Annotated in this window: 24 protein-coding genes; 8 read left to right on the top strand and 16 right to left on the bottom strand. The window is 60.3% G+C overall.

The genetic code is table 11. From position 1 onward, the window contains the following. Positions 1 to 5 precede the first annotated feature (5 nt). From GVK95_RS18715 to GVK95_RS18700, 4 genes are all read right to left on the bottom strand, one after another. Positions 6 to 950, bottom strand: a complete 945-nt coding sequence (locus GVK95_RS18715; protein ID WP_159952217.1) for a peptidylprolyl isomerase — start codon at positions 948 to 950, stop codon at positions 6 to 8. A gap of 125 nt (positions 951 to 1,075) precedes the next feature. After that, entirely contained in the window at positions 1,076 to 3,424 is a 2,349-nt protein-coding gene (locus GVK95_RS18710) for an LPS-assembly protein LptD (protein ID WP_159952216.1), read from the bottom strand. Next, positions 3,424 to 4,506: an LPS export ABC transporter permease LptG gene (lptG, locus tag GVK95_RS18705; RefSeq protein WP_159952215.1), complete on the bottom strand. Its 1,083-nt coding sequence runs from the start codon at positions 4,504 to 4,506 to the stop codon at positions 3,424 to 3,426. The genes GVK95_RS18710 and lptG overlap by 1 nt, the downstream gene beginning before the upstream one ends. Then, positions 4,503 to 5,678, bottom strand: a complete 1,176-nt coding sequence (locus tag GVK95_RS18700; RefSeq protein WP_159952214.1) for an LptF/LptG family permease — start codon at positions 5,676 to 5,678, stop codon at positions 4,503 to 4,505. The genes lptG and GVK95_RS18700 overlap by 4 nt, the downstream gene beginning before the upstream one ends. 286 nt (positions 5,679 to 5,964) lie before the next feature. Between GVK95_RS18700 and GVK95_RS18695 the strand changes: the two genes are divergently transcribed. Both GVK95_RS18695 and GVK95_RS18690 read left to right on the top strand, forming a co-directional pair. Further along, positions 5,965 to 7,464 carry a leucyl aminopeptidase gene (locus tag GVK95_RS18695; RefSeq protein WP_159952213.1) on the top strand — a complete coding sequence of 500 codons (1,500 nt, stop codon included), beginning with the start codon at positions 5,965 to 5,967 and terminating at the stop codon, positions 7,462 to 7,464. A gap of 20 nt (positions 7,465 to 7,484) precedes the next feature. Beyond that, entirely contained in the window at positions 7,485 to 7,934 is a 450-nt protein-coding gene (locus tag GVK95_RS18690) for a DNA polymerase III subunit chi (protein ID WP_007608980.1), read from the top strand. A 70-nt stretch (positions 7,935 to 8,004) separates the two neighbouring features. On the opposite strand, the gene GVK95_RS18685 is transcribed toward GVK95_RS18690, so the two are convergent. Together GVK95_RS18685 and GVK95_RS18680 are read right to left on the bottom strand one after the other, a co-directional pair. Then, on the bottom strand, positions 8,005 to 9,894 hold the full coding sequence (locus tag GVK95_RS18685; protein ID WP_159952212.1) for an ABC-F family ATP-binding cassette domain-containing protein: 1,890 nt from the start codon (positions 9,892 to 9,894) through the stop codon (positions 8,005 to 8,007). A 55-nt stretch (positions 9,895 to 9,949) separates the two neighbouring features. Then, positions 9,950 to 11,002 carry a diguanylate cyclase gene (locus GVK95_RS18680; RefSeq protein ID WP_159952211.1) on the bottom strand — a complete coding sequence of 351 codons (1,053 nt, stop codon included), beginning with the start codon at positions 11,000 to 11,002 and terminating at the stop codon, positions 9,950 to 9,952. A gap of 281 nt (positions 11,003 to 11,283) precedes the next feature. Between GVK95_RS18680 and GVK95_RS18675 the strand changes: the two genes are divergently transcribed. Together GVK95_RS18675 and GVK95_RS18670 are read left to right on the top strand one after the other, a co-directional pair. After that, complete coding sequence (locus GVK95_RS18675; RefSeq protein ID WP_159952210.1) at positions 11,284 to 11,583, top strand: hypothetical protein; 300 nt, start codon at positions 11,284 to 11,286, stop codon at positions 11,581 to 11,583. Between the two features lie 2 nt (positions 11,584 to 11,585). Then, complete coding sequence (locus GVK95_RS18670; protein WP_159952209.1) at positions 11,586 to 13,175, top strand: methyl-accepting chemotaxis protein; 1,590 nt, start codon at positions 11,586 to 11,588, stop codon at positions 13,173 to 13,175. Between the two features lie 69 nt (positions 13,176 to 13,244). Here the strand turns inward: GVK95_RS18670 and GVK95_RS18665 are convergent, their stop codons facing one another. Next, positions 13,245 to 13,751 carry a DinB family protein gene (locus GVK95_RS18665; RefSeq protein WP_159952208.1) on the bottom strand — a complete coding sequence of 169 codons (507 nt, stop codon included), beginning with the start codon at positions 13,749 to 13,751 and terminating at the stop codon, positions 13,245 to 13,247. A gap of 144 nt (positions 13,752 to 13,895) precedes the next feature. On the opposite strand from GVK95_RS18665, the gene GVK95_RS18660 reads away from it, so the two are divergent. Then, complete coding sequence (locus GVK95_RS18660; protein WP_159952207.1) at positions 13,896 to 14,579, top strand: glutathione S-transferase family protein; 684 nt, start codon at positions 13,896 to 13,898, stop codon at positions 14,577 to 14,579. 141 nt (positions 14,580 to 14,720) lie between these two features. Then, a complete protein-coding gene (ndk, locus tag GVK95_RS18655) occupies positions 14,721 to 15,143 on the top strand; it encodes a nucleoside-diphosphate kinase (protein WP_159952206.1) in 423 nt (140 codons plus the stop codon). 94 nt (positions 15,144 to 15,237) lie between these two features. Here ndk and GVK95_RS18650 read toward each other — a convergent pair whose 3' ends face one another. Together GVK95_RS18650 and GVK95_RS18645 are read right to left on the bottom strand one after the other, a co-directional pair. Then, the gene (locus GVK95_RS18650; RefSeq protein WP_159952205.1) at positions 15,238 to 15,774 is read right to left on the bottom strand and encodes a hypothetical protein; all 537 of its coding nucleotides are present in this window, start codon (positions 15,772 to 15,774) and stop codon (positions 15,238 to 15,240) included. Next, positions 15,771 to 16,319 carry a CGNR zinc finger domain-containing protein gene (locus GVK95_RS18645; protein WP_159952204.1) on the bottom strand — a complete coding sequence of 183 codons (549 nt, stop codon included), beginning with the start codon at positions 16,317 to 16,319 and terminating at the stop codon, positions 15,771 to 15,773. Before GVK95_RS18645 ends, GVK95_RS18650 begins: the two co-directional genes overlap by 4 nt. Positions 16,320 to 16,378: 59 nt before the next feature. On the opposite strand from GVK95_RS18645, the gene GVK95_RS18640 reads away from it, so the two are divergent. Beyond that, positions 16,379 to 17,275, top strand: a complete 897-nt coding sequence (locus GVK95_RS18640) for a branched-chain amino acid ABC transporter permease (protein WP_159952291.1) — start codon at positions 16,379 to 16,381, stop codon at positions 17,273 to 17,275. Here GVK95_RS18640 and GVK95_RS18635 read toward each other — a convergent pair. The 5 genes from GVK95_RS18635 to GVK95_RS18615 all read right to left on the bottom strand — a co-directional run bounded on the left by GVK95_RS18635 (position 17,265) and on the right by GVK95_RS18615 (position 21,517). Next, positions 17,265 to 17,768 carry a molybdenum cofactor biosynthesis protein MoaE gene (locus tag GVK95_RS18635; RefSeq protein ID WP_159952203.1) on the bottom strand — a complete coding sequence of 168 codons (504 nt, stop codon included), beginning with the start codon at positions 17,766 to 17,768 and terminating at the stop codon, positions 17,265 to 17,267. The genes GVK95_RS18640 and GVK95_RS18635 overlap by 11 nt on opposite strands. Position 17,769: 1 nt before the next feature. After that, positions 17,770 to 18,024 carry a molybdopterin converting factor subunit 1 gene (moaD, locus tag GVK95_RS18630; RefSeq protein WP_159952202.1) on the bottom strand — a complete coding sequence of 85 codons (255 nt, stop codon included), beginning with the start codon at positions 18,022 to 18,024 and terminating at the stop codon, positions 17,770 to 17,772. Between the two features lies 1 nt (position 18,025). Further along, positions 18,026 to 18,607: a CDP-diacylglycerol--glycerol-3-phosphate 3-phosphatidyltransferase gene (pgsA, locus tag GVK95_RS18625; RefSeq protein WP_159952201.1), complete on the bottom strand. Its 582-nt coding sequence runs from the start codon at positions 18,605 to 18,607 to the stop codon at positions 18,026 to 18,028. Positions 18,608 to 18,725: 118 nt separating this feature from the next. Then, entirely contained in the window at positions 18,726 to 20,753 is a 2,028-nt protein-coding gene (gene uvrC / locus GVK95_RS18620) for an excinuclease ABC subunit UvrC (RefSeq protein WP_159952200.1), read from the bottom strand. Next, positions 20,750 to 21,517 (bottom strand): SDR family oxidoreductase, encoded by a 768-nt coding sequence (locus tag GVK95_RS18615; protein ID WP_159952199.1) that lies wholly within the window; start codon positions 21,515 to 21,517, stop codon positions 20,750 to 20,752. The genes uvrC and GVK95_RS18615 overlap by 4 nt, the downstream gene beginning before the upstream one ends. Positions 21,518 to 21,899: 382 nt before the next feature. Between GVK95_RS18615 and GVK95_RS18610 the strand changes: the two genes are divergently transcribed. Further along, positions 21,900 to 22,532: an outer membrane protein gene (locus GVK95_RS18610; protein WP_244618818.1), complete on the top strand. Its 633-nt coding sequence runs from the start codon at positions 21,900 to 21,902 to the stop codon at positions 22,530 to 22,532. Between the two features lie 99 nt (positions 22,533 to 22,631). On the opposite strand, the gene GVK95_RS18605 is transcribed toward GVK95_RS18610, so the two are convergent. Together GVK95_RS18605 and GVK95_RS18600 are read right to left on the bottom strand one after the other, a co-directional pair. Then, on the bottom strand, positions 22,632 to 23,228 hold the full coding sequence (locus tag GVK95_RS18605) for a glutathione S-transferase N-terminal domain-containing protein (protein WP_159952197.1): 597 nt from the start codon (positions 23,226 to 23,228) through the stop codon (positions 22,632 to 22,634). Positions 23,229 to 23,255: 27 nt separating this feature from the next. Further along, the gene (locus GVK95_RS18600) at positions 23,256 to 24,014 is read right to left on the bottom strand and encodes a ribonuclease T2 (RefSeq protein WP_159952196.1); all 759 of its coding nucleotides are present in this window, start codon (positions 24,012 to 24,014) and stop codon (positions 23,256 to 23,258) included. Positions 24,015 to 24,040: the final 26 nt, after the last annotated feature.

The raw sequence follows: 24,040 nt of genomic DNA, 5'->3' as shown, positions 1-24,040 counted from the left end.
GCCTTTTACTGGATGACGATCTGGGCCTTGGACCGCAGCTCTTCCAGATATTTGTCAGAATCGGGGTTTTCCCCTTCCTTTTCCTTGCCGAGATCCTCGGCACGGAAAACAACCTCGGCGGCAACGTCGTCGGAAACCTGACGCTGGTTGCAGATTGCCAGATACTCGACCCCGCGCTCGGTCACCCGGGTCGCTGTGGTGCCGCCGCTGGCTTTCTCGATCAGAGGCTTCCAATCCGGCGGAAGCTCAGGCTCCAGGACGCGGCCGAGATCGCGGATGGACACATCCAGGTAATTCTTGGCAAACACCATGGCCTGGTCGCAACCGGGGAAGGAAGCGCGTGACTTTTCCGCTTCGGCCTTGCGCTTGCCGGCAATGCCTTTTTTCGAAGCAGGGACCACGAAGATGACCTGCTTGAGGAAATACTCGGTCGTGACCGGCTTTTCCTTCTTCTCCAGCAGACGGGTGACAAGCTCCTGATTGGAGAGCTTGTTCTTCGAGCCGGCCGCATAACGTGCATTGACCAGTCGCGGCCAGCTCATCGACACCGCGATATAGGCTTTGAAATGCGCCGCACCGACGCCGGCCTGATCGAGAACGCCACTGAGCTGCGATGTGGTCATCTTGTTGGACGCGGCAAAGCGCTCGAAAGCGGCATCGACATCGCTGGTGCTTACTGACATGCCGACACGCGAAATCTCCTGGCGCTTCAGGACTTCATCGACAAGCTGTTCCTTGGCGAGTTTCTGTGTGTTGCCGCCTCGGCGCTGCAGACGCAGGAATGCAGCCCGCCGCGCGACGTCGCCGCTGGTGATTGCCGTCTTGTTGACCACAGCGACAACTGAAGTCGCAGCCTGAGCCGGGGCAGTGAACGATGTCGGGCTGACACTGAGGGACAGCGCGATCACTGCGGCAAGCAGAAAGCTTTTCCCTTGTTTCGCAGAAGCCATCTGTAATCCTTTCCCCGACCAGCCCAGATTGGCTGAACGGTTCAATTTCTTCATGTTAACCAAAATCCTGCCGCAGGGATTGCACAATCCATGCGGCAAAACAATGACCTCAGCCAGACGATCGCCTACTCGAACGAATTGTCGCTGAGTTTGATCTCGCCGAGTGTCCGGAATACCAGTCGCCCGCCGATGGTCCAGTCGCTGGCAGAGGAGTCATCCGGATCGTATTTATCGGTATAGCCGATCGACAGAACGGTGCACTCGTCGGCGTAGGAGATGCCGATGCTGCGACGGTTGAACACGTCGGCATCGATATCATAATTCACTGAGCCATAGACCGACCAGAACTCGTTGATCTTGACCGAAGCCGACGAACTGATCGCCTGGTTTTCCTCATCGAAGCCGTATTCCGGCTGTGCGTCGAGCTGCGTGAAGGTGAGGCTTGTCTGCAGACGATCCGACGTGTAGGCGGCTGTCGCATCGGTGCGGCGCAGTTCCAGCGTCTTTTCGTCAAGGCGCACGCTGGTGCTGAGCGATACGCCGAACGGCAGATCGACACCGGCCATGGCCACGTAGTCCGACGCATCGGTTTCCAGGCCGGAATCCGAGCCGACGGCGACGAGGTCGTCGGTTGCGAACGAATTCACTCCGCCAAGATGGAAGGACTGGCCCAGGATACCGCGCAGGCCCACACCATTGTCGAAGCTTCCGGTATAGCGGATGCCGAGATTGGCACGTGTGCCCCCTTCGACACGGTCATAGCCGGTAAACTTGTCACGCTCGAACAGGTTGGCCGCATCGAAGACAAAGCTCTGTGCGTCTTCATTGGGCAATTCGCCGGCCATCTGCTCGTCATTGCGCACGTAAATCTGCGCAATAGGCTCGAAGATGTGGCTGCTGTTGTTGGTCGTGATCAGCCACGGGTAACGAGCCTCAAGACCAGCAGTCAGCATGTAGCGGGTAGCGGCATCATCGGTCGTGTAGTTTCCGGTGTAGCCCACCGGTGCATCCATCGACAGACCGAAGGCGTCGCCACGAGCCGCAAGCAATGGCGTGAGCTGCAGGCCGCCGGGCGCACTGAACGTCCGTTCCCATTCCGCTTCGGCCGAAAGCCGGGTGGAATTCCCCTTCAGGCCGCGAAAGCGTGTGAAATCACCAATGCCATCGCCATTCGTATCGATCAGCGTTTCGTCACCGTCAAACCGCGACAAGGACGTAAAGTTCAGCGTGCCGGAGAGTTGGCCGCCGGCAACGGGCTCTGGCGCATAGTAATTGTAGTCGATCGTCGGCAGGACGACCGCCTGCTGCTTTTCGGCCGTGTCGTTGACGTCGGCATCCTGCACGTCGAAATAGTAGCCGCGCATGTCGAAGAAATTGCGCTCGCCGCGGCCTGTCAGGAACGCGGTGTTCGTGTGGGTCGACTGATTGAGGCCGTCAAGAGAATAGGTTCGGGCAAAGTTGTTATCGCTTTGCAGCATCACATCCCAGCCGAAAGACCAGCGCGGATTGATCCTGAACGCCCCCTTGGACGCGACAAGACCGCGCACGTCACGGTTTGAATCGCTTGTGTTGCTGGTAAAGCGGTCGGGGTTCATCTGATCGATGCCGGCGAAGCGCAAATTGGCCTCGCCCTTTTCGAAACGCTGACGCAGTTCGACTTCCAGCAATGCGCCCTGTTCGGTGTAACCGGTCGTCGTGATCGTGGCATCGCGATCAGGGGCGATCGCGATGTAGTAGGGGACCGCGATGCCGAAGCCGAGGTTTTCGGAGGTCCGCATTTCGGGGAAAAGGAAACCCGTCTTGCGCTTGACCGTATTGTCCGGCACCTCGATGAAAGGCAGCGTGGCCAGTGAATAGCCGAACAGTTCGAACCGGGCCTTTTCCAGCCGCACGGTGTGCTTCTTGCCGTCCTGGATAACGCGCTCGGCTTTGACCTGCCAGAGCGGCGGACGTTCCGGGTTTTCGGCGCAGGGCAGGCAGGCCGTGTAGACGCCCTTGTGCAGGATCATCTGCGTGCCGCCGACGCGCTCCGCGCTTTCGCCGACAACACGGGTATTGTCCGACGTCTCTATCCGCAGCGCCTGGATGAATCCGTCGGCGAAATTGTCGGTGACATCGAGCGACTCGGCATAGATCCGGTTGCCGCCGGGTTCGATCAGTTCGATGTTGCCGGACGCGGTGACGCGTCCGCTCTTCTGATCATAGTCCACGCGTCGGGCAACCATCTGGTAGCCCGCATAATTGATCTGCACGGCGCCGGTAGCGGAAACCCGCTCGGCGTCCTTGTCATAGATGAGTTCGTTGGCGGCAAGCAGGAGCTTGGCGTCTTCGGGAAGATTGGGATTCAATGCGGAGGTCTGGCTCGCATCCTGTGCAAAAGCGAACTGCCCTGCAGGCGGAAACGCACACACAGCAACGCTCGTCAGCAGGGCTACGGTGAGCCTTCTGATATTCCCGCGGTCTTTTACCGCCACTAACCATCCTCCTTGTGAAGCAGAATCGTTGCTCCCAATGCCATGGCTACGACAACTGGTACCCAGGTCGCAACATATGGCGGCATCACGCCGCTGCTTCCGAATGCTTTTACGAGCACTGTTGCAACATAAAGCACGAAGCCTGAAACGATTCCACCCAGAATCACGGAGCGGGATTGGTTAAACCGGCTGAACTTTATGGACACGGTTGCGGCGATCAGGGTCATTGCAACGAGAAGAAAGGGCATGGAAAGCAGTGAGTGAAACTGCGTTTCCAGTGCCTGTGTAGGGACCCCGAAAGAACGGGCCACTCGGATTTTCTGAAAAAGATCATAAAAAGCAACGGTTTCCGGTTGTGCCAAACGCTCCTGGATGAAGTCCTTCTGGAGGTTTGTAGCAACCTGGGCTGTCGCGAGCCTTTTCTGTATCTCGCCGGGACGGGTCTCCAGAACATCGTTAAGGAGCCAGTAACCATCTTTCAAGTTCGCTGTGCGAGCGTCCTGACGCAGCGCAATTCGACCCTCGGAATCGAAGTGGATGAGCACCGCATCGACGAGCTGCGTTCCACCCTCCAGAACCGTGCGCGCGCCCATCGCGACGTCGGTATCGCCGCTGATCTGGCGCAGCCACGGCACGGACACCGTTGCGGTGCGATTGGAGCCTTCGCGCCATTCTGCCTCGAGCGACAGAGCCTTGCTCTGGCCATAGGCGGCGAGCGGATTGATCAGCAGAGTGGTGGCAAGGCCGATCAGGAATGCACCGAACAGGAATGGCATCATGAACTGCCAGGCAGAGATTCCGGCCGCACGCGCAACGACCAGTTCCGACTTGCGATTCAAAGCAATCAGGGTCGTCATGCCGACAAACAGACCAATGAACGGAACGGTCTGCTGGATGATCAGCGGCAGCCGCAATGCGGTCAACAGCAGCGTGCCGGTCACGGAAGCGCCGGGCAGAGAGCCGAAGCGCCCCGACGATTCGGTAAAGTCGATCAGAAATACGAGCGACATGACGCCGACAAAGAACCAGAAGGCCGTCATCATGTAGCGGCGGAAGAAGTAGCGGCCGAGTGTCCGGATCATGCCGCACCTCCGGCGCTGGAGCCTTCATCCTGCGGCGTCAGTTTGCGCAGCCGCGCCTGAAGGCGTGTCAGCGCATTGGCAATCGGCCTGGGCAGGCTCAGGCGTTTGCCGCTGTAGAGCGCCCAGGCCGACAGGAGAATTGCCGACAGCGGCACCATGTAGATCAATGGGGTGGTGGCGCTCGCCTGTTCGGCCAGGGAAACCGTATAGTTGGACAGCCAGAAGAGGCCAAGCGTCAGAAGCAGCGAGGCGGCCATCGGATGCAGTCGTGCCTCACGATGCGACCGGGCGTCGCCACAAATGACGAGCGAGATCAACGCAAACGCCAGGGGAAACAGCCAGACACTCATGCGTCGATGAAGCTCGGCATGGTATTTCCCGGGGCGTTCTTTGTACTGCGGATCATTGGGGTCGGGATTGAGGAGGAAGGCGAGGGTCCGGTCGCCGGAATTCAAGCGCGCCTGTCCCCGATTGCTCGAAAGCTCGGAGAGGTCGAACGAGTAGGAATCGAAGCGGATGACAGTGACGTTGCCTTCCACGGTCTTGCGCTGAACCTCGCCGTCGCGCATCAGCAACGCCTGGCCGTTTTCTTCCACCGCCCCCTCGCGCGCATAGTAGATGAAGGCGGATGCCGGGTCGCGGGAATCGGCGACCAGAAGCCCCTTCAGGATACGCCCCTGACGCTCGGAGATCTGGATATAGAGCCCTTCATCCAGCCGGCGGAAGGATTTCTCCTCGATCACGGTGGACAGCAGGTCGGCATAGGCGGCTGCGATCATCTCGCGCACATTGACGCGCATTTTCGGCTCGACGAAATTGATCATCGCGAAGGAAAATACGCTGAGAACGACCGCCATGGTAATGATCGGCCGCAGGATGGTTCCACGCGCCGCACCTGCCGCATCGATGACCGCAAGTTCTGAATCATTGTTCATCGCCGTCAGCGTCTGCGTGATACCGATCACCAGCGCAAACGGCAGGACGGCGGACACGATCGTCGGCAGGATCAGCGTCGCAAGCGTCATGAACGATCCGACGGATTGACCGCTGTCTGTCACCAGATTGATGCGCGCCAGGACCTGAGTCGTCCAAATGATCGCCAGCACCGGCAGCAAGGCGGTGAGGAACATCTGCACGACACGTCGCAGGATATAGAGTTCAAGAAGCTTCATGCGGTTTCCTGAAGACGAACCGGGAGGCCCGTCTGCGATTTAGGAGCTTGTCTCTACGACGCTTGCGGCCATTTGGCGACCGCGAACAGGATTTTTTCCCCCTTCATGTTCCGTTTTTTTTAAACAGCGTGATTTCCACGACGCAGTGCCTGTGGAATGCGCCGTTCCCGACGCAAGATCAGACGGGGATACAGCCACTTACGGTTAGGCCTGCCCTTGCCTTCGCGGCCGAAAAGGCGATGATCGGGGCACATCTATCAGCCCTATCCAGGCCAGGGGAATTACCATGTCTGCAAAGCTCACAATCACCTTCACCAAGTCTCAGGCCGTCAGCGATGGCGCTGCAATCTTGCTCAAGACTGTGGAGGCCGACATGCCGGCCGGTGTCGCGGACGCAGATCCCGCCAGCGTGTATGCGCGCGCCGCCAAGGTCGGAAAATTTACCGGAAAGTCCATGGCGACACTCGATATTGTCACGCCGCACGGTTCCGAAGCCGACCGGCTGGTCGTGATCGGTCTCGGCAAAGCCGAAGCGCTGACCGCACATGACTGGCTTCGCGCCGGCGGTGTCGCGACAGCGGCGCTGAAGGGCGCAGAAAAAGTCACGGTCTATCTTGATGTGCCAGGTCTTGCGGTCTCGCCGAAGGCCGCTGCCGATTTCGCCCTGGGCATGCTGCTGCGCGCCTACAAATTCGACAACTACAAGACCACCAAGAAGGCTGATGACGACGACGGCAAGACCAATGAGAAGACCATCAACGTCACTATCGTCACGACTGATGCCGCTGCCGCGAAGAAGGCGTTCGCCGAGGCCGAAGCCGTCGCCGAGGGCGTCGTTCTGGCCCGTGACCTGGTCAATGAGCCTGCGAATATTCTCGGCCCGCTGGAGTTTGCCGCAAAGGCAAAAGAACTCGAAAAGCTCGGCGTCGAGATCGAGATCCTGACCGAAAAGGAAATGAAGAAGCTCGGCATGGGCGCGCTGCTCGGCGTTGCCCAAGGCTCCGTCCGTCCGCCGCGCCTTGTCATCATGAAGTGGAACGGCGGCAAGGCCAAGGACAAGCCGATCGCGTTTATCGGCAAGGGCGTCGTCTTCGATACCGGCGGCATCTCGATCAAGCCCGCCGGTGGCATGGAAGACATGAAGGGCGACATGGGCGGTGCAGCGGCCGTGACCGGCCTGATGCACACGCTCGCCGCGCGTAAGGCGAAAGCCAATGTCATCGGCATCATCGGGCTTGTCGAAAACATGCCCGACGGCAATGCGCAGCGTCCGGGCGACATCGTCACCTCGATGTCGGGCCAGACGATCGAGGTCATCAACACCGATGCCGAAGGCCGTCTCGTTCTCGGCGATGCACTCTGGTATTGCAACGAGCGCTTCGCTCCGGAATTCATGATCAACCTGGCGACGCTCACCGGCGCTATCCTTGTGGCGCTCGGCAATCTCCATGCCGGCCTGTTCTGCAATGACGACGAACTTGCGGAAAACCTCCTGTCGGCCGGTCTCGCGACCAAGGAGCGCCTGTGGCGCATGCCGCTCGGCAAGGACTATGACAAGTTGATCGATTCGAAGTTCGCCGACATGAAGAACACCGGCGGCCGTCATGCAGGTTCGATCACCGCCGCTCAGTTCCTCAAGCGCTTCGTCAAGGATACGCCATGGGCGCATCTCGACATTGCCGGCACGGCCATGGGCTCGCCTTCGGACGAGATCAACCAGTCCTGGGGCTCCGGTTTCGGCGTGCGCCTGCTCGACGAGCTGGTTCGCGCCAGCTACGAAGCCTGATATCGCAAGGGGCGGGGCTTTTGGCAGAAATACTCTTTTATCACCTGACTGAATCAAAGCTGGAGGATGCTCTTCCGCCGCTGCTGGAGAAAAGCATCGAGCGCGGCTGGAGGGTCACGGTCCAGACCAGCGATGAGGATCTGCGTGATGCGCTCGATCAGCATTTGTGGGTCTACCGGGAAGACAGCTTCCTGCCGCATGGCACCGATGACGGAGAAGCACCGGACAGCCAGCCGATCCTGCTGACCGTGCTTCCCGACAATATCAACAACGCGACCGTGCGCTTCATGATCGACGGTGCCGAGCCGCCGCCGGTCCTCGACTATGACCGTGTCGTGTTTGTCTTCGACGGTTATGACCAGCCGCAGCTGGAGGCGGCGCGTGGCCAGTGGAAGCGCCTCAAGGGCGAGGGGCACGCACTGACCTATTGGCAGCAGACGACGGAAGGCCGCTGGGAAAAGAAGGCCTGAGGCCATTCGTCTTCATCGCAGTTCCGGGCCTTGATCCCAAGCGTGGAGAGAGACATTGGCGAGCCGGCAATCAGCCGGCCATGCCGTCCTCGTATTCGGCGGACAGTTCCAGCCATTGTTCTTCGGCAGCCGACAGCTTGGCCGCGGCCTCGCCACGCTGCTTGGCCTTTTCGGCGGCCTTGGCGGGTGCCTTTTCGTAGAGCACGGGATCCGCAAGCTCTGCATCAAGCGCCTGAATCAACGTCTCCAGTTTCTTCGTTATAGACTCGATTTCATTGATCTTTTTCTTCAAAGGCGCGAGGCTGGCGCGCCTGTCAGCGGCGGCCTTGCGCTGCTCTGCCTTGTTGACCTGCTCGGCTCCGGCGTCCGCCTTTTCCTTCTCGGCAGACTTCTTGCCGGACGAGACGATCAGGCTGCGATACTCTTCCATGTCGCCGTCGAAACTGGTGACGGTCCCGTTGTTGACCAGCCACAGCCGGTCGACCGTCGCCTCGATCAGGTGGCGATCGTGGCTGATCAGGATGACCGCGCCCTCGTAGTCGTTCAGCGCTTCGATCAGCGCCTTGCGGCTGTCGATGTCGAGATGGTTGGTCGGCTCGTCGAGGATCAAGAGGTTGGGCGCATGGAACGCCGCAAGCCCCATCAGCAGCCGCGCCTTTTCTCCACCGGACAGGTCCTTGGCGGGAGTCGCCATCTTTTCCGTTAGCAGGCCCATCTGCGCAACGCGGGCGCGAACCTTGGCTTCCGGTTCGGTCGGCATAAGCCGCCGGACATGCTCAACCGGGGTCTGGTCCGGGATCAGGTCGTCCAGCTGGTGTTGGGCGAAGAAGCCGATCTTCAGCGACGGGGCGAGCTTCAGTTCGCCGGCCTGGGCCTGAAGTCGTCCGGAGATGAACTTGGCGAAGGTCGACTTGCCGTTGCCGTTCGAGCCGAGCAGCGCGATGCGGTCGTCATTGTCGATGCGCAGGTTGATGTTCTTCAGGATCGGCTTGCCCGGCTCATAGCCGACCACGCCGCCTGCAATGGCGATGATCGGCGAGGCCGGTTGCTTTTCCGGCGCCGGGAAGTTGATCGGCTGGACGTGATCCTCGATCACGGCGGCGACCGTGCCCATGCGTTCCAGTGCCTTGACGCGGCTCTGCGCCTGCTTGGCCTTTGTCGCCTTGGCCTTGAACCGGTCGATGAAGCTCTGCAGGTGCTTGCGCGCCGCATCGTTTTTCACCTTGGCCTTGGTCTGCAATTCGTCGTTTTCGGCCTTCTGCCGCTCGAACTGATCATAGCCGCCGCGATAGAAAGTCAGCTTCTTCTGATCGAGATGCACGATGGAATTGACCGCCGTGTTCAACAGGTCGCGGTCATGGCTGATGATGATGACGGTGTGCGGATAGCGTCGCACATAATCTTCCAGCCACATCGAACCTTCGAGGTCGAGATAGTTGGTCGGCTCGTCGAGCAGCAGTAGGTCCGGTTCGGAAAACAGCACGCCTGCAAGCGCGACGCGCATCCGCCAGCCGCCGGAAAAGGACGAAGCCGGGCGCTGCTGCGCCTCATGATCGAAGCCGAGGCCCGACAGGATCGTGGCGGCACGGGCTTCCGCCGAATGCGCGCCGATATCGGCAAGCCGCGTCTGGATTTCGGCGATCCGGTGCGCATCCGTCGCATGTTCGGCTTCCGCCAGTAGGGCGGCCCGTTCCTTGTCGGCGGACAAGACGATCGAGATCAGCGATTCTTCCGTGCCCGGCGCTTCCTGCGCCACCTGGCCGATGCGGGCATTTCGCGGGATCGAGATATTGCCGGTCTCGGCCGACAGGTCGCCGGTAATGATTTTGAACAGCGTCGATTTTCCAGCGCCGTTCTTGCCGACAAGTCCGGCCTTGGTGCCCGCAGGCAAGGATACGGTGGCATGGTCGATGAGCAGGCGCCCGGCGATGCGGGCAGAGATGTCGTTGATCGTGATCATGGCCGCGTTTTGGCCGATGTTTCGGCCAAAGGCAAGCGGGCCTAACGATCTGCGGTCAGGCGACCTGTCGACCGGACGGACGGTGGCCGATGATCGGCTGGCGTGGATTGGTGCGGGCCATCTGCACGGCCGTCTCCGCCAGCGCCAGCAATTGCAGCCCGTCCTGTGTGTCTGTGCTCAGGGCATGGCCGATTGCCAGTGCGAGCCCGCCAGCGTCATTGTTGTTTTCAGTGGCGAAAACCAGGTTGTTTTCGGCCGCGCTATGGAGCCGCTCGGCAATGACATGGGTGTCATCCGCGCTGACATCGGTGAACAGGAAGGCAAAGGTGCCGATCTCGATGCGGGCGACATAGTCATGTTTCTTGATCGTCTTGCGGAAGATCGTTGCGAGCTTTTTGATCAGCTTGGTGGCGGCCTCTACGCCATATTGGTGCTGGATGTCGGCAAGATCGGGAACCTCGATCAGGATCAGGGCTGCGCCGTTGCCGTCCGCAGCATAGACACCGTCAAGCTGCTGCAGGAAGGCAATCCTGTTCGGCAGGCCGGTCAGACGGTCGCGCAGAGCCAGTCCCTTGGCCGCGCGTGCCACCCGGTCGGCCTGCGTCAGCACGTCGATGCCCGCTGCGATGTCATTGGCCAGCAGCGTTTCCGCCTGCACCATCTGGCTTGCGACCGATGACAACAGGTCGAGCTCGTTCAACAATTGCTCGATGCCCTGGTTCAGGTCTTCCTGGATCGCTTGTGCGACCGTCTCCACAGATCGGGCGAAACTGCGCTTCTGCGTCAGGCCAAGCGTGATCTGGTCCTTGATCCGCGAAAGAGTTGTCAGCGCTTCGGCGTGAAGACGTTCAGCCTGCACGCCACAATGGCCGGCTAGTCGATGCTTGAGGCCAAGCTGGTCGAGGTTAAGTTGGCTTGGCTGCGCGCCAAGCGCCGCTAGCTCGCGTGCAAGTTCAGGGTTTAGACCGCTGAAGGCTTCGTGGACGAGTTCGAAATTTCTGGGCAATCCGGCAATGCCATGGCGAGCCATGAAGGACGCGATCTTCGCCAATGGATCACCCGCCGTTCCACTGGAATGCGCATGCCCCTGCTGGTTTACCCCTTCCATGATCCGCCAATCCCTCATCAAAAGACCCGTTTGCATATTAGAGGCCTACCGGATTCCCCTTTGTGAAAAGGTTAAGCGCGGCCAGAACACGGAAAACGCGGTTAACTCATTCTTTTTGCTGCTTGCGGTTGCGCCGACCTGATTAAATATCAGTCATTCGTGTTATCTTTAAATAAAAATTAGCCAACTGCCGACTAAGTTGGTGCTCATCGAAAACTCAACATCCGATGCCCTGGCCGCGCGTTGCCGAAGCACAGTGCCGGAAAGGAAAACGGTCAGACGTGCTTTCGGCCAGACTAGCGATCATCGGCTACTTCTCCTTTGCCTCACTGCTTCTGATCGGCGTCATCGCGCGCCCGACGGGATCCTTCGTCGTGGTTGTGACCAACCCGGCGCTTCAGGCAGCAGGCAATATGGCGGTGGTCGCGGGAGCGGGCGGTCAGTTCGTCTGGTCGGGTCGATATTCCTGGATATCGGTGGTGCAATCGGACGCACCGGATTTCGCATCGCGCTTGTTCAAGGCGGGCGCAATTCTGGTTCTCAATCATGATCTGGCAGTGGGCTGCCTTGAGGGACAATAGAAATGAAAGAGTTGCAGAAACTTCGTCAAATCGCATCGGTCGGCATCTTCGCCCTGCTTTGGGTGAATTTTACCCTGATCGCACTTCGCAATCTCTTTCGCGCGGAAGGCCCCGACTGGGTCACGGTGATCGCCACGCTGCTGGTTCTGGCACCCGCGACGCTCGCCTGGCTGCAGGACCGCACCGGTCCATCGACCCGCATCCTCACATCGATCGCCCATGCGGCAACCGTCGCCATGCTGGTCTACGACTTCTCAGGTTCGCCGCTGCAGGTCGATATCCACATGTACTTCTTCGCAAGCCTTGCCATCTGTGCCGCCTGGATCGATTGGCGGGCAATCGTCGGCTATGCCGCGCTGGTGGCGGTGCACCACGTCTTGCTGTTCCTCGCCATGCCCCTGGCGGTCTTCCCCGGTGAATCTGATTTCTCGCGTGTCATTCTGCATGCGGTGGTGCTGGTGCTGCAAAGCGGAGTCCTGATCGCCCTGACCTCCGCCGTCGTTCGCGCCTTCGTCGCATCCGACAAGGCCGTCGAGGCCGCAACAGCGGCACAAAATCAGGCGACCAGCATGGCGGATCACGCCCGCCGCTCCGATGCCGCAGCCGAAGCCGGGCGTGTTGAGCGCGAGGCCGACAAGGCACGCGAAGCCGAGGCCGTGCAACTGGTCGTGTCGGAACTGGCGACCGCTCTGACGCGCCTGTCCGGCGGTGATCTGTCCTGCCGCATCGACACAGCTTTCCCCGGCAAGCTGGATGAGTTGCGCACCTCCTTCAACGGTTCTGTCGAAAACCTAGAATCGGTTGTCGGCCAAGTCGGCCAGGTCGCGCAGGTGATCCGCAACGGAACCAGCCAGATCGGCCAGGCGAACCACGATCTCTCGTCCCGCAGCGAGCGGCAGGCCGCGTCGATCGAGGAAACCGCAAGCGCGCTCTCCGGCGTATCGACGACAGTCAAACAGACGGCGCAGGTCGCCGAAGCGGTCGGTCGCATGGTCGAGCAGGCGCGCAACGGCGCCGAGCGTTCCGGTTCGATTGTCACCGACGCGGTGTCCGCCATGAGCCAGATCGAGCAATCATCGCAGTCGATCTCCAACATCATCGGCGTCATCGACGAGATCGCTTTCCAGACCAACCTTCTGGCGCTGAATGCGGGGGTCGAGGCGGCCCGCGCCGGTGAAGCCGGCAAGGGTTTTGCCGTCGTCGCCCAGGAAGTGCGCGAACTGGCCCAGCGTTCGGCGACGGCCGCAAAGGAGATAAAGACCCTGATCAACGCCTCCGGCGACCAGGTCCGCACGGGCGTTGCTCTGGTCGATCAGGCCGGTCATGCGCTGAGCAATATCTCCAAGGAGGTCAATGCGATCAGCACCGAGATCGTCAAGATCGTCTCGGCGGCCCGCGACCAGGCTGTTGGTCTGGGCGAAATCGATGCGGCCATCGGCCATATCGATCGCAACACCCAGCAAAACGCCGCGATGGTCGAGGAATCCTCTGCCGCAATCCAGCAACTGGTTCACGAAACGGAAACGCTGGAAGGTCTGATGGCGCGCTTCTCGATTGCCGCCACGCGCCCGCAGATCCGCCGCGCCGCCTGATTCTATCCATCCAACTGCAAGACGAAGAGAAGCCGCAGGGTCCGACCAGACCCTGCGGCTTTTCTATGGTCAGAGGAAAGAAAGCCCAGCGCTGCGGACGAAATAGATCATATCCAGGCTGAGGGACGGCTTTCCGAGCACTGTCAGGCACATGTGCGCCTGTCCGCGATGGTGGGTCTGGTGATTGAAGAAATGCGCAACCGCGGGTCCCAGTTTGTGTGAGACGGGTTCCGGCTTGCTGATCGGGCTGTATTGAAATGTCGCCGCAAGCGCCTCGGGCGTGAGGCCTTCCACAAAGGCTGTGATGCGCGCGTCTTCCGCGCGTCGCGCTGCCCAAAGATTGCCAAACGTCTCTGCAGCGCGTGCGTCGAGCGTGGCCGGGTGCGGGCCTTGCCCGGTGAAGCGGTGCAGCCAGACCCGATCCGCTGTCACCACATGGTTGAGGGTGCCGAAGAGGGAGCCGAAGAAGGCGCCCGTGTCCCGGTGCCGTTCTTCCTCGGTCAAACCTGCTGCGGCCTCGTAGAGCAACATATTGGCCCAGGCATTGTAGGCGGCGAACATCCGGTAGTGATCCATCTTGTGCCTCGTCGAATTTTGATGTTTTGCGTCATGGTAGCTGAAGTTTATCTCTGTCGGTGTGATCGGACCGATGAAATTTGCTGATTTGATTTTGTCGCCTTGTTGGGCTTGTCTACGGGCGATTTCAATTTGGAGTACACCATGGCGCGCACCCTCTATTCTCTCTGTGGCACGGATGCCGACCGGCCTTTTTCGCCGCATTGCTGGAAGATTGTCATGGCCCTGCGCCACAAGGGGCTCGATTTCGAGGAGAGGCCGCTGCCGTTCACGGCTATTCCGACAATCGAAGGCGGAGTGTCCAAAACCGTGCCCGTCTTGCGCGACGGCCAGGAGCTGATCTCCGACAGTTTCCGGATCGCGCTATACCTGGAAGAGGCCTATCCGGATCAGCCCAGCCTGTTTGGTGGCGAGGGCGGCAAGGCTCTGACGCGTCTTGTGGAAGGCTATTCGCAGCGTCTGGTGCATCCCGTCGTCACCCGCATAGCTCTTTTCGATATTTATTCCATCCTGGCGCCCGAAGATCAGGCCTATTTCCGCGAAAGCCGCGAAAGGCTGCTCGGCAAGACGCTCGAGGAGATCAGGGCCAGCCGTGACGAGGCGATCGCGCTTCTGCCGGAGCGCCTGATGCCGATGCGCCATATGCTCGGATTCCAGCCCTTCATCGGCGGTGAGACGCCGCTGTTTGCCGACTACATCCTGTTCGGTGCATTGCAATGGCTGCGTCTGACCAGCGGATCGCTGCATCTGCCGGCAGATGACCTGGTGGCGCAATGGTTCGAGCGCTGCCTCGACCTCTACGAAGGTGCCGCCCGCGCGATTGCTTGAAGAGCCGGCGCCGCAATGGCCTTCGCCGGAGAGCCTGCGAATATGACGGCGCTGTGAAATTCGCAGATCCCCCTTGTTTTCGTGATTCGGGGCGGTTAGATACCGCCCACTTTCCCGATGACACAAACAAGGATGAGACTGATGGCGATTGAACGCACCTTCTCGATGATCAAGCCGGACGCAACCAAGCGCAACCTCACGGGCGCCATCACCAAGATGATCGAAGAGGCCGGTCTCCGCGTCATCGCTTCGAAGCGCGTCTGGATGAGCACCCGCGAAGCTGAAGGCTTCTACGCAGTTCACAAGGAACGTCCGTTCTTCGGCGAACTGGTTGAAGGCATGACCTCTGGCCCGACCATTGTTCAGGTTCTCGAAGGCGAGAACGCCATCCTGAAGAACCGCGAAATCATGGGCGCAACCAACCCGGCGAACGCTGACGAAGGCACGATCCGCAAGACCCACGCTCTCTCCATCGGCGAGAACTCGGTTCACGGTTCGGACGCTCCGGAAACCGCTGCCGAAGAAATCAAGTACTGGTTCTCCGACACCGAGATCGTCGGCTGAATCAAACACTGAGGCTCACGCCTTAGCGACTTGATTGCATTGATCAAACCGGAGCGGAAACGCTCCGGTTTTTTGTTGATTCAATGTCTGAGCTTCAGCCTTTTGCAGCCGGTTCCGGACAGCCCGTTTCCGGCGCATAGTCGGTCGATCCGTCAGCATGGAAGACCTCCGGATTGGGCGTGTAAAGCGGCCCGACGACCAGAGGTTTTGCCGGTAGAACACTCTGGTCGAGCGTCGAGGTGATGCTGGTTTCGATCTGCTGGATCAACTGGTTCTGCTTGTCGAGGATGCGGATCGTCACCGCATAGGGCCTGTCCTTGACGACGCAATGCACCGGCGGGCTGTCGAGCGAAATCTTGTCCCAGAAGGGGAAGATCTTTGTCCGGGTGACGATCGGTGCACCCCCGGCCGGATTTTCAAAGCTCGCTTCGGCAAGGCTGACATCCGGTAGTGGTGCATTGCGGGCGAGTGTCACCAGGTAACTGGCCTGCGCGACGCGGTAGTTGAAGACGAATATGCGGCCGGTCAGGGTCAACGGTTCGGCCTCGTTCTCCCGCTGGCAGCCCGCAAGCAGGGCAAGCCCACCCAACAGCAAAACCAGCCCCATCATTGTCGTTCGAGACGCCGTCATGGCGCTCCATCCTTCCTGCGGTGATAGTGGCGGCTGGCCTTGGCGCGGTTGCCGCAGACGGCCATGTCGCACCAGTAGCGGCTCCTGTTCTTGCTGCGATCGAGGAAAAGCCAGCCGCAATTGCCGCAGATCTTCATCCGTTCCGCCGCAGGCTCGCCCAGAAGTCTGAGGGCCGATCGGGCAGTCGCGCATTCGAGGCTGTTCTCTGACGGTGCAAGCCGCAGTGCCTTGGCGATCAACGCGAGCAGGTCGGCCAAAGCCTTCCGCTCGTCATTGCCTTGCGTGCGGGCGCGGAAATAGCAATCAATGGCCTCGCGCAAGTGCAGGAAGGTTTGCACGTTCGCGGCATCGACCGGCTGCAAACGGCCGAACAAGCTCCGTTCCGCCGACAGTTCCGAGGCTGCAGCTGCAAATTCGTCCCGTTGAACGACGACAGCAAACCGGTCGCGGCGGCGTTCGGGTTCGTGCCGCAGTATGACGCTATTGGCGACATCCAGCGCCAGTGCGCCTCCGGCAAAACGATGAGCGGTCCAGGAGAAATCCATTCCATTATTATAACTGGTAAAGTCCTTATTGATAGTTATAAATGACGAGAGGGAGCGTCATGGGCTATCTGCTGCAGCAAGTGTTGAATGCCGTGCCGGTGGCCGCGCTCTATGCCTGCCTGGCCTTCGGCTATTCGCTCGCTTTCGGCATGACCCGGCGTGCCGACATTACCTTCGGTGCGCTCTTTGCCTTTGCCGGGCAGGTCGGGCTTCTGTTCGTCGAATTCGGCTGGAACCGCTTCAATCTCGTCTTGTCGGCTGCCTTAAGTCTCGGCGCAGTCGCAGGCCTTGCCTATGCGGTCTTCGCCGGCTGGACGATTGCCCGTCACGTCATGCGGCCACTGCACGATCACGCGCAGAACGCTGTCATGGTTGCCGCTTTGGCGGTTGTCATCGTCCTGTCGGAAACCGCGCGGCTGGCCGCAGATACGCGCAGCCTCTGGCTGCCGCCGATCGGCAGCCAGCGGATGATCCTTGCCGAGATCGAGGGGTTTTCGGTCAGCCTGACCGTCATGCAGCTGGTTCATGTGGGTGTGCTGTTGCTGGTGATTGCCGTAGGCCATGCGCTGCTCACCCGGTCGCGCGTCGGCCGGCAGTGGCAGGCGGTCAGCGAGGACCCGTTGGCAGCGCGGCTTTGTGGCGTCGATGCCGGAGCGGTCTTTGTCCTATCACTGGTGGCCGCAAGCCTGATCGCTGCGATCGCCGGCCTCTCGACGACCGCGCTTTATGGCACGATGGATTTCGGCGCCGGCATGATGTTCGGCCTGAAAGTCGTGCTGATCGCTGCGGCCGGCGGCCACTCGGTGCCCTGGCGCTCGGCACTGGGTGCAGCGGTCGTCGGTGTCGCCGAAACGCTCTGGGGCGGTTATGGCCCGATGATCTGGCGAGATGCGGTGGTGATCGCGGCTCTGGTGGCGGTCCTGGTCGTCAGTCGCCGCGAGCGGGTTATTCCGTGACGCCCGAACCGCCCAGAACATTCGTCCAGCGGTCGCGGGCGGTGTCGTCGGCATCCCTTGCTGCAACCCAGTCGCCGGCCGTCCCGTCCTTGCCGTGTTCCTTCTTCCAGAAGGGCGCAGATGTTTTCAGAAAATCCATGACGAAATTGGCACCATCGAAGGCTGCTTGGCGATGCGTTGCAGTGGCAATCACCAGCACGATCTGTTCGCCGGGTTCGATGCGTCCATGCCGATGAATGGCGGTCAGGCCGAGCAGGGAAAAGCGCTCGATCGCCAGCGTGCCGATCCGGGTCATTTCCGCTTCAGCCATGCCGGGATAGTGTTCGAGCTCCAGCGCCTGCAAGCTGCCCGCTTCATCACGGCAGAGGCCGACAAACGAAACCAGGGCGCCGATATCGTGCCGGCCTTGCGCAAGCTTGCGGCTTTCCGCAGCGGGATCGAAATCCTCAAGCTGAACGCGGATGACCGGCCCGATTGGCTCACCGGATGCCATCTCAGCCACCCGTCATCGGCGGAAACAGCCCGATTTCGCGCGCACCGGCAATGGTCTCGTCATGCTCGACATGTTCCTGATTGATCGCGACGCGGATCGCATTCGGGAATTGCAGGGCAGATTCGTAGCCTTCGCCAAGCGTTGCCAGATGCGCAATCAGATCACCGGCCGTGACCACCGATGCGGGAAGGTCCAGTTCTTCCTCACCCTTGCCGATCCGTTCGCGCACCCAGGCAAAATAGACGAGCTTGACCATGTCAATCGACCATGTGCTTGGCGCCGGCGCGGAAATAATCGTAGCCGGTATAGATTGTCAGGATTGCCGCGATCCACAGAAGCGTGATGCCGAGTTCCGTGGTGTAGGGCAGGACCTTGTCGCCGGCAGGGCCTGCCAGCAGGAAGGCGAGCGCCACCATCTGGGCGGCCGTCTTCCATTTCGCGATTCGCGTCACCGGAACGCTGACTTTCAGGGCTGCCAGATATTCACGCAGACCCGAGACCAGGATCTCGCGGCAAAGGATGGTGATCGCGGCCCAAAGCGACCATCCGGCAATCGTGCCATCGGCTGCCATCAGCAGCAGGATCGAGGCGATCAGCAACTTGTCGGCAATCGGGTCGAGCATGCGGCCGATATTCGATGTCTGGTTCCAGATGCGGGCGAGATAGCCGTCAAGGTAATCGGTGAACGATGCGACGACGAAGAGCCCGAGGCTCGTCCAGCGAGCAAAGTCGGAGCTTTCCAGCCGTCCCTCGATGAAAAAGCAGACGACGATCAGCGGCACGGCCAGAATGCGGGCGTAGGTGAGGAGATTGGGGATATTGTATGCGCGCGATGCCATGATGCCCTGACTTTTGAAAAAGATGCGACGCCTAGATGACGGGTTTCGCTTTCGCCCGTCAACTCAAGAATTCTGATTCCATTTTACCATTTTCTGCGGCCAAATTGCGCTGTGTCCGTCACTCGACGGCGCTTTCGTGAAAATGATTGTAGATGAGGCGCGCAACGGCCTCGGAGATGCCGTCGACCGCCATGAGGTCACCTATCGCCGCGCGCGAGACGGCCTTGGCCGTGCCGAAATGCTGCAGCAGGGCGCGCTTGCGCGTCGGGCCGATGCCGGAAATCTCGTCCAGCGGGTTCTTGACCATTTCCTTCTTGCGTCGCGCCCGATGCGTGCCGATGGCAAACCGGTGCGCCTCGTCGCGCATGCGCTGGACGAAATAGAGCACGGGGTCGCGCGGCGGCAGGGTGAAGTCCGGCTTGCCGGCGACGAAGAAACGCTCGCGGCCCGCGTCACGGTCAACGCCCTTGGCGACGCCGATCGCGATCACGCTATCGGTAATGCCGAGATCCTCGAGGATCTTGCGCACCGCGCTCATTTGGCCTTGGCCGCCGTCGATCAGGATGACGTCTGGCCATGCCGGGAATGGCGCTTCGGCGCTGTCGTCGGGAGCGACAGTGCGGTCAGGCTTTCCCTCTTCCTTCAGCAGGCGGGAAAAGCGTCGTGTCATCACTTCGCGCATCATGCCGAAGTCGTCTCCGGGCGTGATGTCGGTCGATTTGATATTGAACTTGCGGTACTGGCCCTTGACGAACCCCTCCGGTCCGGCAACGACCATGCCGCCGACGGCATTGGTGCCCATGATATGCGAGTTGTCGTAGATCTCGATCCGGCGCGGCACGTAGGGCAGCGCAAAGGTCTCGGACAGGCCCTGCAGCAGGCGTGACTGCGAGGCCGTCTCGGCCAGCTTGCGGCCATGCGCCTCGCGCGCATTGGCGACTACGTGATCGACCAGATCCCTTTTCTCGCCGCGTTGTGGAACCAGCACATTGACCTTGTGTCCGGCCTTTTCCGACAGGGCGAGAGCCAGCAGATCCTGTTCGTCAATCCCCTCCGACAGCAAGACCTGCCGAGGACAGGGCTTGTCGTCGTAGAACTGTGCCAGAAAGGCACTCAGCACTTCCGCGCTGGTCAATTGCGGATCGGCCTTGGGGAAATAGGCGCGGTTGCCCCAGTTCTGCCCTGTGCGGAAAAAGAACACCTGGATACAGGTCAGGCCACCCTCGTGATGAATGGCGAAGATATCGGCTTCCTCGACGCCGGCCGGATTGATGCCCTGGTGGCTTTGCACATGCGACAGGCCGGCCAGGCGGTCGCGAAACACGGCGGCCCGCTCGAAATCGAGCTCTTCCGCCGCCTCGTTCATCGAGCGTGCCATGGCTTCCTTGACGTTCTGGCTCTTCCCCGACAGGAAATCCTTGGCCTCGGAGACCAGTTCCGCATAACCCGCGTCATCGATCTCCCGGGTGCACGGGCCGGAACAGCGCTTGATTTGATAGAGAAGACAGGGCCGTGTTCGGCTTTCGAACACGCTATCGGTACAGGTGCGCAACAGAAAGGCACGCTGCAGCGAATTGATCGTCCGGCTGACGGCTGTCGCCGAGGCAAACGGGCCGAAATAGTCACCCTTGCGGGCGCGGGCGCCGCGATGCTTGAAGATCGCCGGTGCCCGGCTGTCGCCGGTGATCAGGATATAGGGGAAACTCTTGTCGTCGCGCAGAAGCACATTGTAGCGCGGCCGAAGCCGCTTGATCAGATTGGCTTCCAGCAGCAGCGCCTCGACCTCGGTCCGGGTCGTGACGAATTCCATATGGGTGGTTTCACGCACCATGCGCGTCAGGCGGTTGGAATGCAGCCGGCCCTGTGCGTAGTTGCTGACCCGTTTCTTCAGGCTGCGCGCCTTACCGACGTAGAGAACGTCACCCGCGCCGTTCATCATCCGATAGACGCCGGGGCTATTGGGCAATTGCTTGACGAATTCCGCGATCAGATCGGCGCCGGTCAGGTCGGTCGCGTTGAGGTCGCCTTCGTTCCAGTCGATGCTGAGCGGCAGGCGCGGCGAATCACTCTCGACGATGGCGTCATCGTCGTCGTCTTCGGTTCCGTCATAGAGAACACCGCCATCAGGCAGCTTTCCTCCGGTCATTCAACAATCTCCACGCCCGTCGATCCCGGCCAGATCAGATGCTGTCCGCCATCAAGGGCAATCATTTGGCCGGTGATCGAAGGCGTGTCAAAAAGAAAGCGGATGGTGCGACCGAATTCCTCAAGTGAGGGGCCGCGCCTCAGGGGCAGGCTGTCGATCTGCGCCTCGAAATCTTCCTGACGCTGCCGGTCCGAAATCAAAGTCGGCCCCGGGCCGATCGCGTTGACGCGGATACGCGGGGCAAAAGCCTGCGCCATGGTTTGCGTTGCGGTCCATAGAGTTGATTTCGACAGTGTATAGGAAAAGAAGGTCGGTTTCAGCGCCAGCACACGCTGGTCGATGATGTTGACGATCAGGCCAGGCAGCGGCGCGGGCAGGGCATTGGCAAAAGAGGCAGACAGGATGGCTGGCGCCCGGACATGCAGGTCGAAATGCCGCGCGAATCGTTCGGCGTTGAATTCATCGGCATTATCCTCCTCGAACACCGAGGCATTGTTGACCAGCAGCCCGATCGGGCCGATTTCGGCCTCTGCGCGGGAAATCAGCGATGCGGCCTCTGAAATGTTTGCAAGGTCCGCCTGCAGCGCCGTGACCTTGTGTCCGTCGGCCCGCATCGCGGCGGCCAGCGCCGCGCAGTCGTCGATTGATGTTTTCGCATGCAGCGCGATGGCAAAACCATGGCGTGCGAGGTCCTCGGCAATCGCGCGGCCAAGTCTTTTGGCTGATCCGGTCACGAGGGCGGCTTTGGGTATGCTCGTCTGCATGGGTTTTAACCTTGGTAATCAATGTGCTGCGCTGCATATATGGCGGCGATTGAAAAATTGAACAGGGGACGAGAAATTGTTCTCTGCGATTTGAGTCGAGTTATACTTTAGGGTGCGAAAATATAAATTTGGATAAACTTCATTTTCTTGCGTAAAGAATTTGTTAGGGTTAATGAATACCCTGTTGTTTTCAAGCAACATCCAAATTTCGTCATGCCGTTGCCACAAACAATTCACATTTCGGCTCTTTCAATTCCTCAATTGGCGTCCATTTGTTCAGTCGGAACGGGCAGGGAATACCCAAGATATCGTTCAGGCCGCCGTTGGTTATTCGTAAGCGCGGTCGAGAACCGAAAGGAGACTATTTATGCGTACCTTCAAGATGATGCTCATCGCGTCTGCAACCACTCTCGTCGCTTTCCAGGCTGTTCAGGCCGCTGACGCGATCGACCAGATCCCGGAAGCACCGGCTGCGACGGAAAGCTACTCTGCTCCTGCAGGCAGCTGGTCTGGCGCTTACATCGGTGGCGCCGCTACCTACGACTTCGGCAAGTTCACCGGTTCGACCGAAGGTCGCGACGCCAAGGGCCTCGGCGGCTCGGTTTACGGCGGCTACAACATGCAGAACGGCCAGATCGTATACGGTGCTGAAGCCGACCTCGGCTACAACGGCGAAGATGGCAGCGCAGGCGCTGGCCTGACCGGCACCCAGGGCGTCAACGGCTCGCTCCGTGGTCGCGTTGGTTACGACATGAACCCCTTCCTGCTCTATGGTACGGCCGGTCTGGCTGTTGCCAACCATGAACTGGAAGACGGCGCTTCCAACGACGAACGCATTGCAGCCGGTTACACGGTTGGTGCCGGTGTTGAAGCGATGGTTACCAACAACATCACCGCGCGCGTCGAATACCGCTACTCGGACTACCAGAAGCGCGATTTCGAACTCAGCTCGGGCACAGTGTCCAAGGGCTTCGACGACCACTCCGTCAAGGTTGGTATGGGCGTCAAGTTCTGATCCATTCGATCAGCAATTATCGAAAAAGCCGGGGTTCTGCCCCGGCTTTTTTGTTGTCTTGTGCCAGGCTCAGGCTCAGGCTCAGGCTCAGGCTCAGGCTCAGGCTTTGGGGCGCAGGGCCGGGTAGGCCTCGAACTGCTTGGCGAACTTGGCCGGCCATTCGGTTAGCGCCGTGCGGCCGCCTTCCCATTCGCCCGGGAAGCGCAGCATCAGGTAGCCGAGTAGGGAGGCCAGTGCAAAATGGCCGCCGTGCAGCTTCTTGCCGATCTTCGGCAGATGTGCGTCCAGATAATCCAGGCCGCGATTGACCTTTTCCCACTGCCGATCCATCGCCGCCTGGCTGACCAGTTCCGGCGGACGGAAACGCTTCTCGTAGACGATCGCCAGTAGGCTATCGCTGATGCCGTCGGCCAGCGCCTCAAGCACTTCCGCTTCGGTACGCTTCGTGTCTTTCTTGGGGTAGAGAGCCTTGCCGCTGATCCGGTGCAGATAATGCATGATGGCGCGGCTGTCGAAGACGGCTTCACCGTCATCGGCAATCAGCGCCGGAATCTTGCCAAGCGGATTGGCGTCCAACAGCTCGGACGGGTTCTCCGCCGTGTTGACCCGCACCTCTTCCAAGGTAATGCCAAGGTGGCGCGCTGCCATTCTGACTTTCGACGAATAGGGCGAGGCGGGAGCGAAAAGCAGCTTCATCGACGTTTTCCAGTATGTATCGTTATCTTACGGGGCGGGAGGTATCGTCAGCTCGGACCGGCGGCAAGCATTGGCATCGACCTCGGGGCAGGCGCGAAAATCGAGCGCCTTGCTGAAGCAGATCCGGACCTCATCGAGTCTCTGATTATCACAGGTCACGGCGACTGCCGAGCGCGACAGTCCCGGATTGCTCTTGATCAAGGCATCTTCAAGCGCCTGCGGCGATGTCCGGGGTTGCGGGCCTGGCCGACGAAGCGCTTCGGGAATGCGCACCGTTTCGAATGCCTGCCTCACAACCGAAAAGTAGTCTGCCATGGCAAGGCCTGAGCATGTGCCGTGCTTGCGCCATTGGTGGCCGATCAGTCCCATGCCTGGCATGATGTCCATCATCCGGCGTCCGATGCCCACGGGCACCTGCTGCGGCTGGTCGGTCGGGCAGCTTTCCGGATAGCCGCGTTCATATTGCGGCCAAAGCCCGTGAACGATCAGGCCGAAACGCTTGCCTGGCCCGCATTGGTCGCGGTTGCGGGCGGAGCCGTTGGCTTGGCAGAAGGTCGGCGACCAAGACAGCGACAGGACATAGAAGTCGAAGCCGTCGCCTTGCGGCACTTGGACCTTGGCTCGGGCCTGCGGGTCAATCGGCTTTGCTGGCGCCACTGCCGGCTTCTGGCTCTTTGCGACCGTGTCCGCGGTGTCGCCGGTCTGTCTCTCCGCCGGCATCAGGCCATAGATCGCCGCACCGATGACCAAGGCGCCGAGCGCGAGAAATCCGGCATAGGAGCGCATTGTGTCAGTGCCTTTCGGTCGCTGTC

Origin of the sequence: Rhizobium sp. 18065 (assembly GCF_902706095.1) — a bacterium.
In the GTDB taxonomy this organism is placed as follows: domain Bacteria; phylum Pseudomonadota; class Alphaproteobacteria; order Rhizobiales; family Rhizobiaceae; genus Allorhizobium.
The sequence above is the reverse complement of the archived record's forward strand: the minus strand, read 5'-3'. Positions and strand labels throughout refer to the sequence as shown.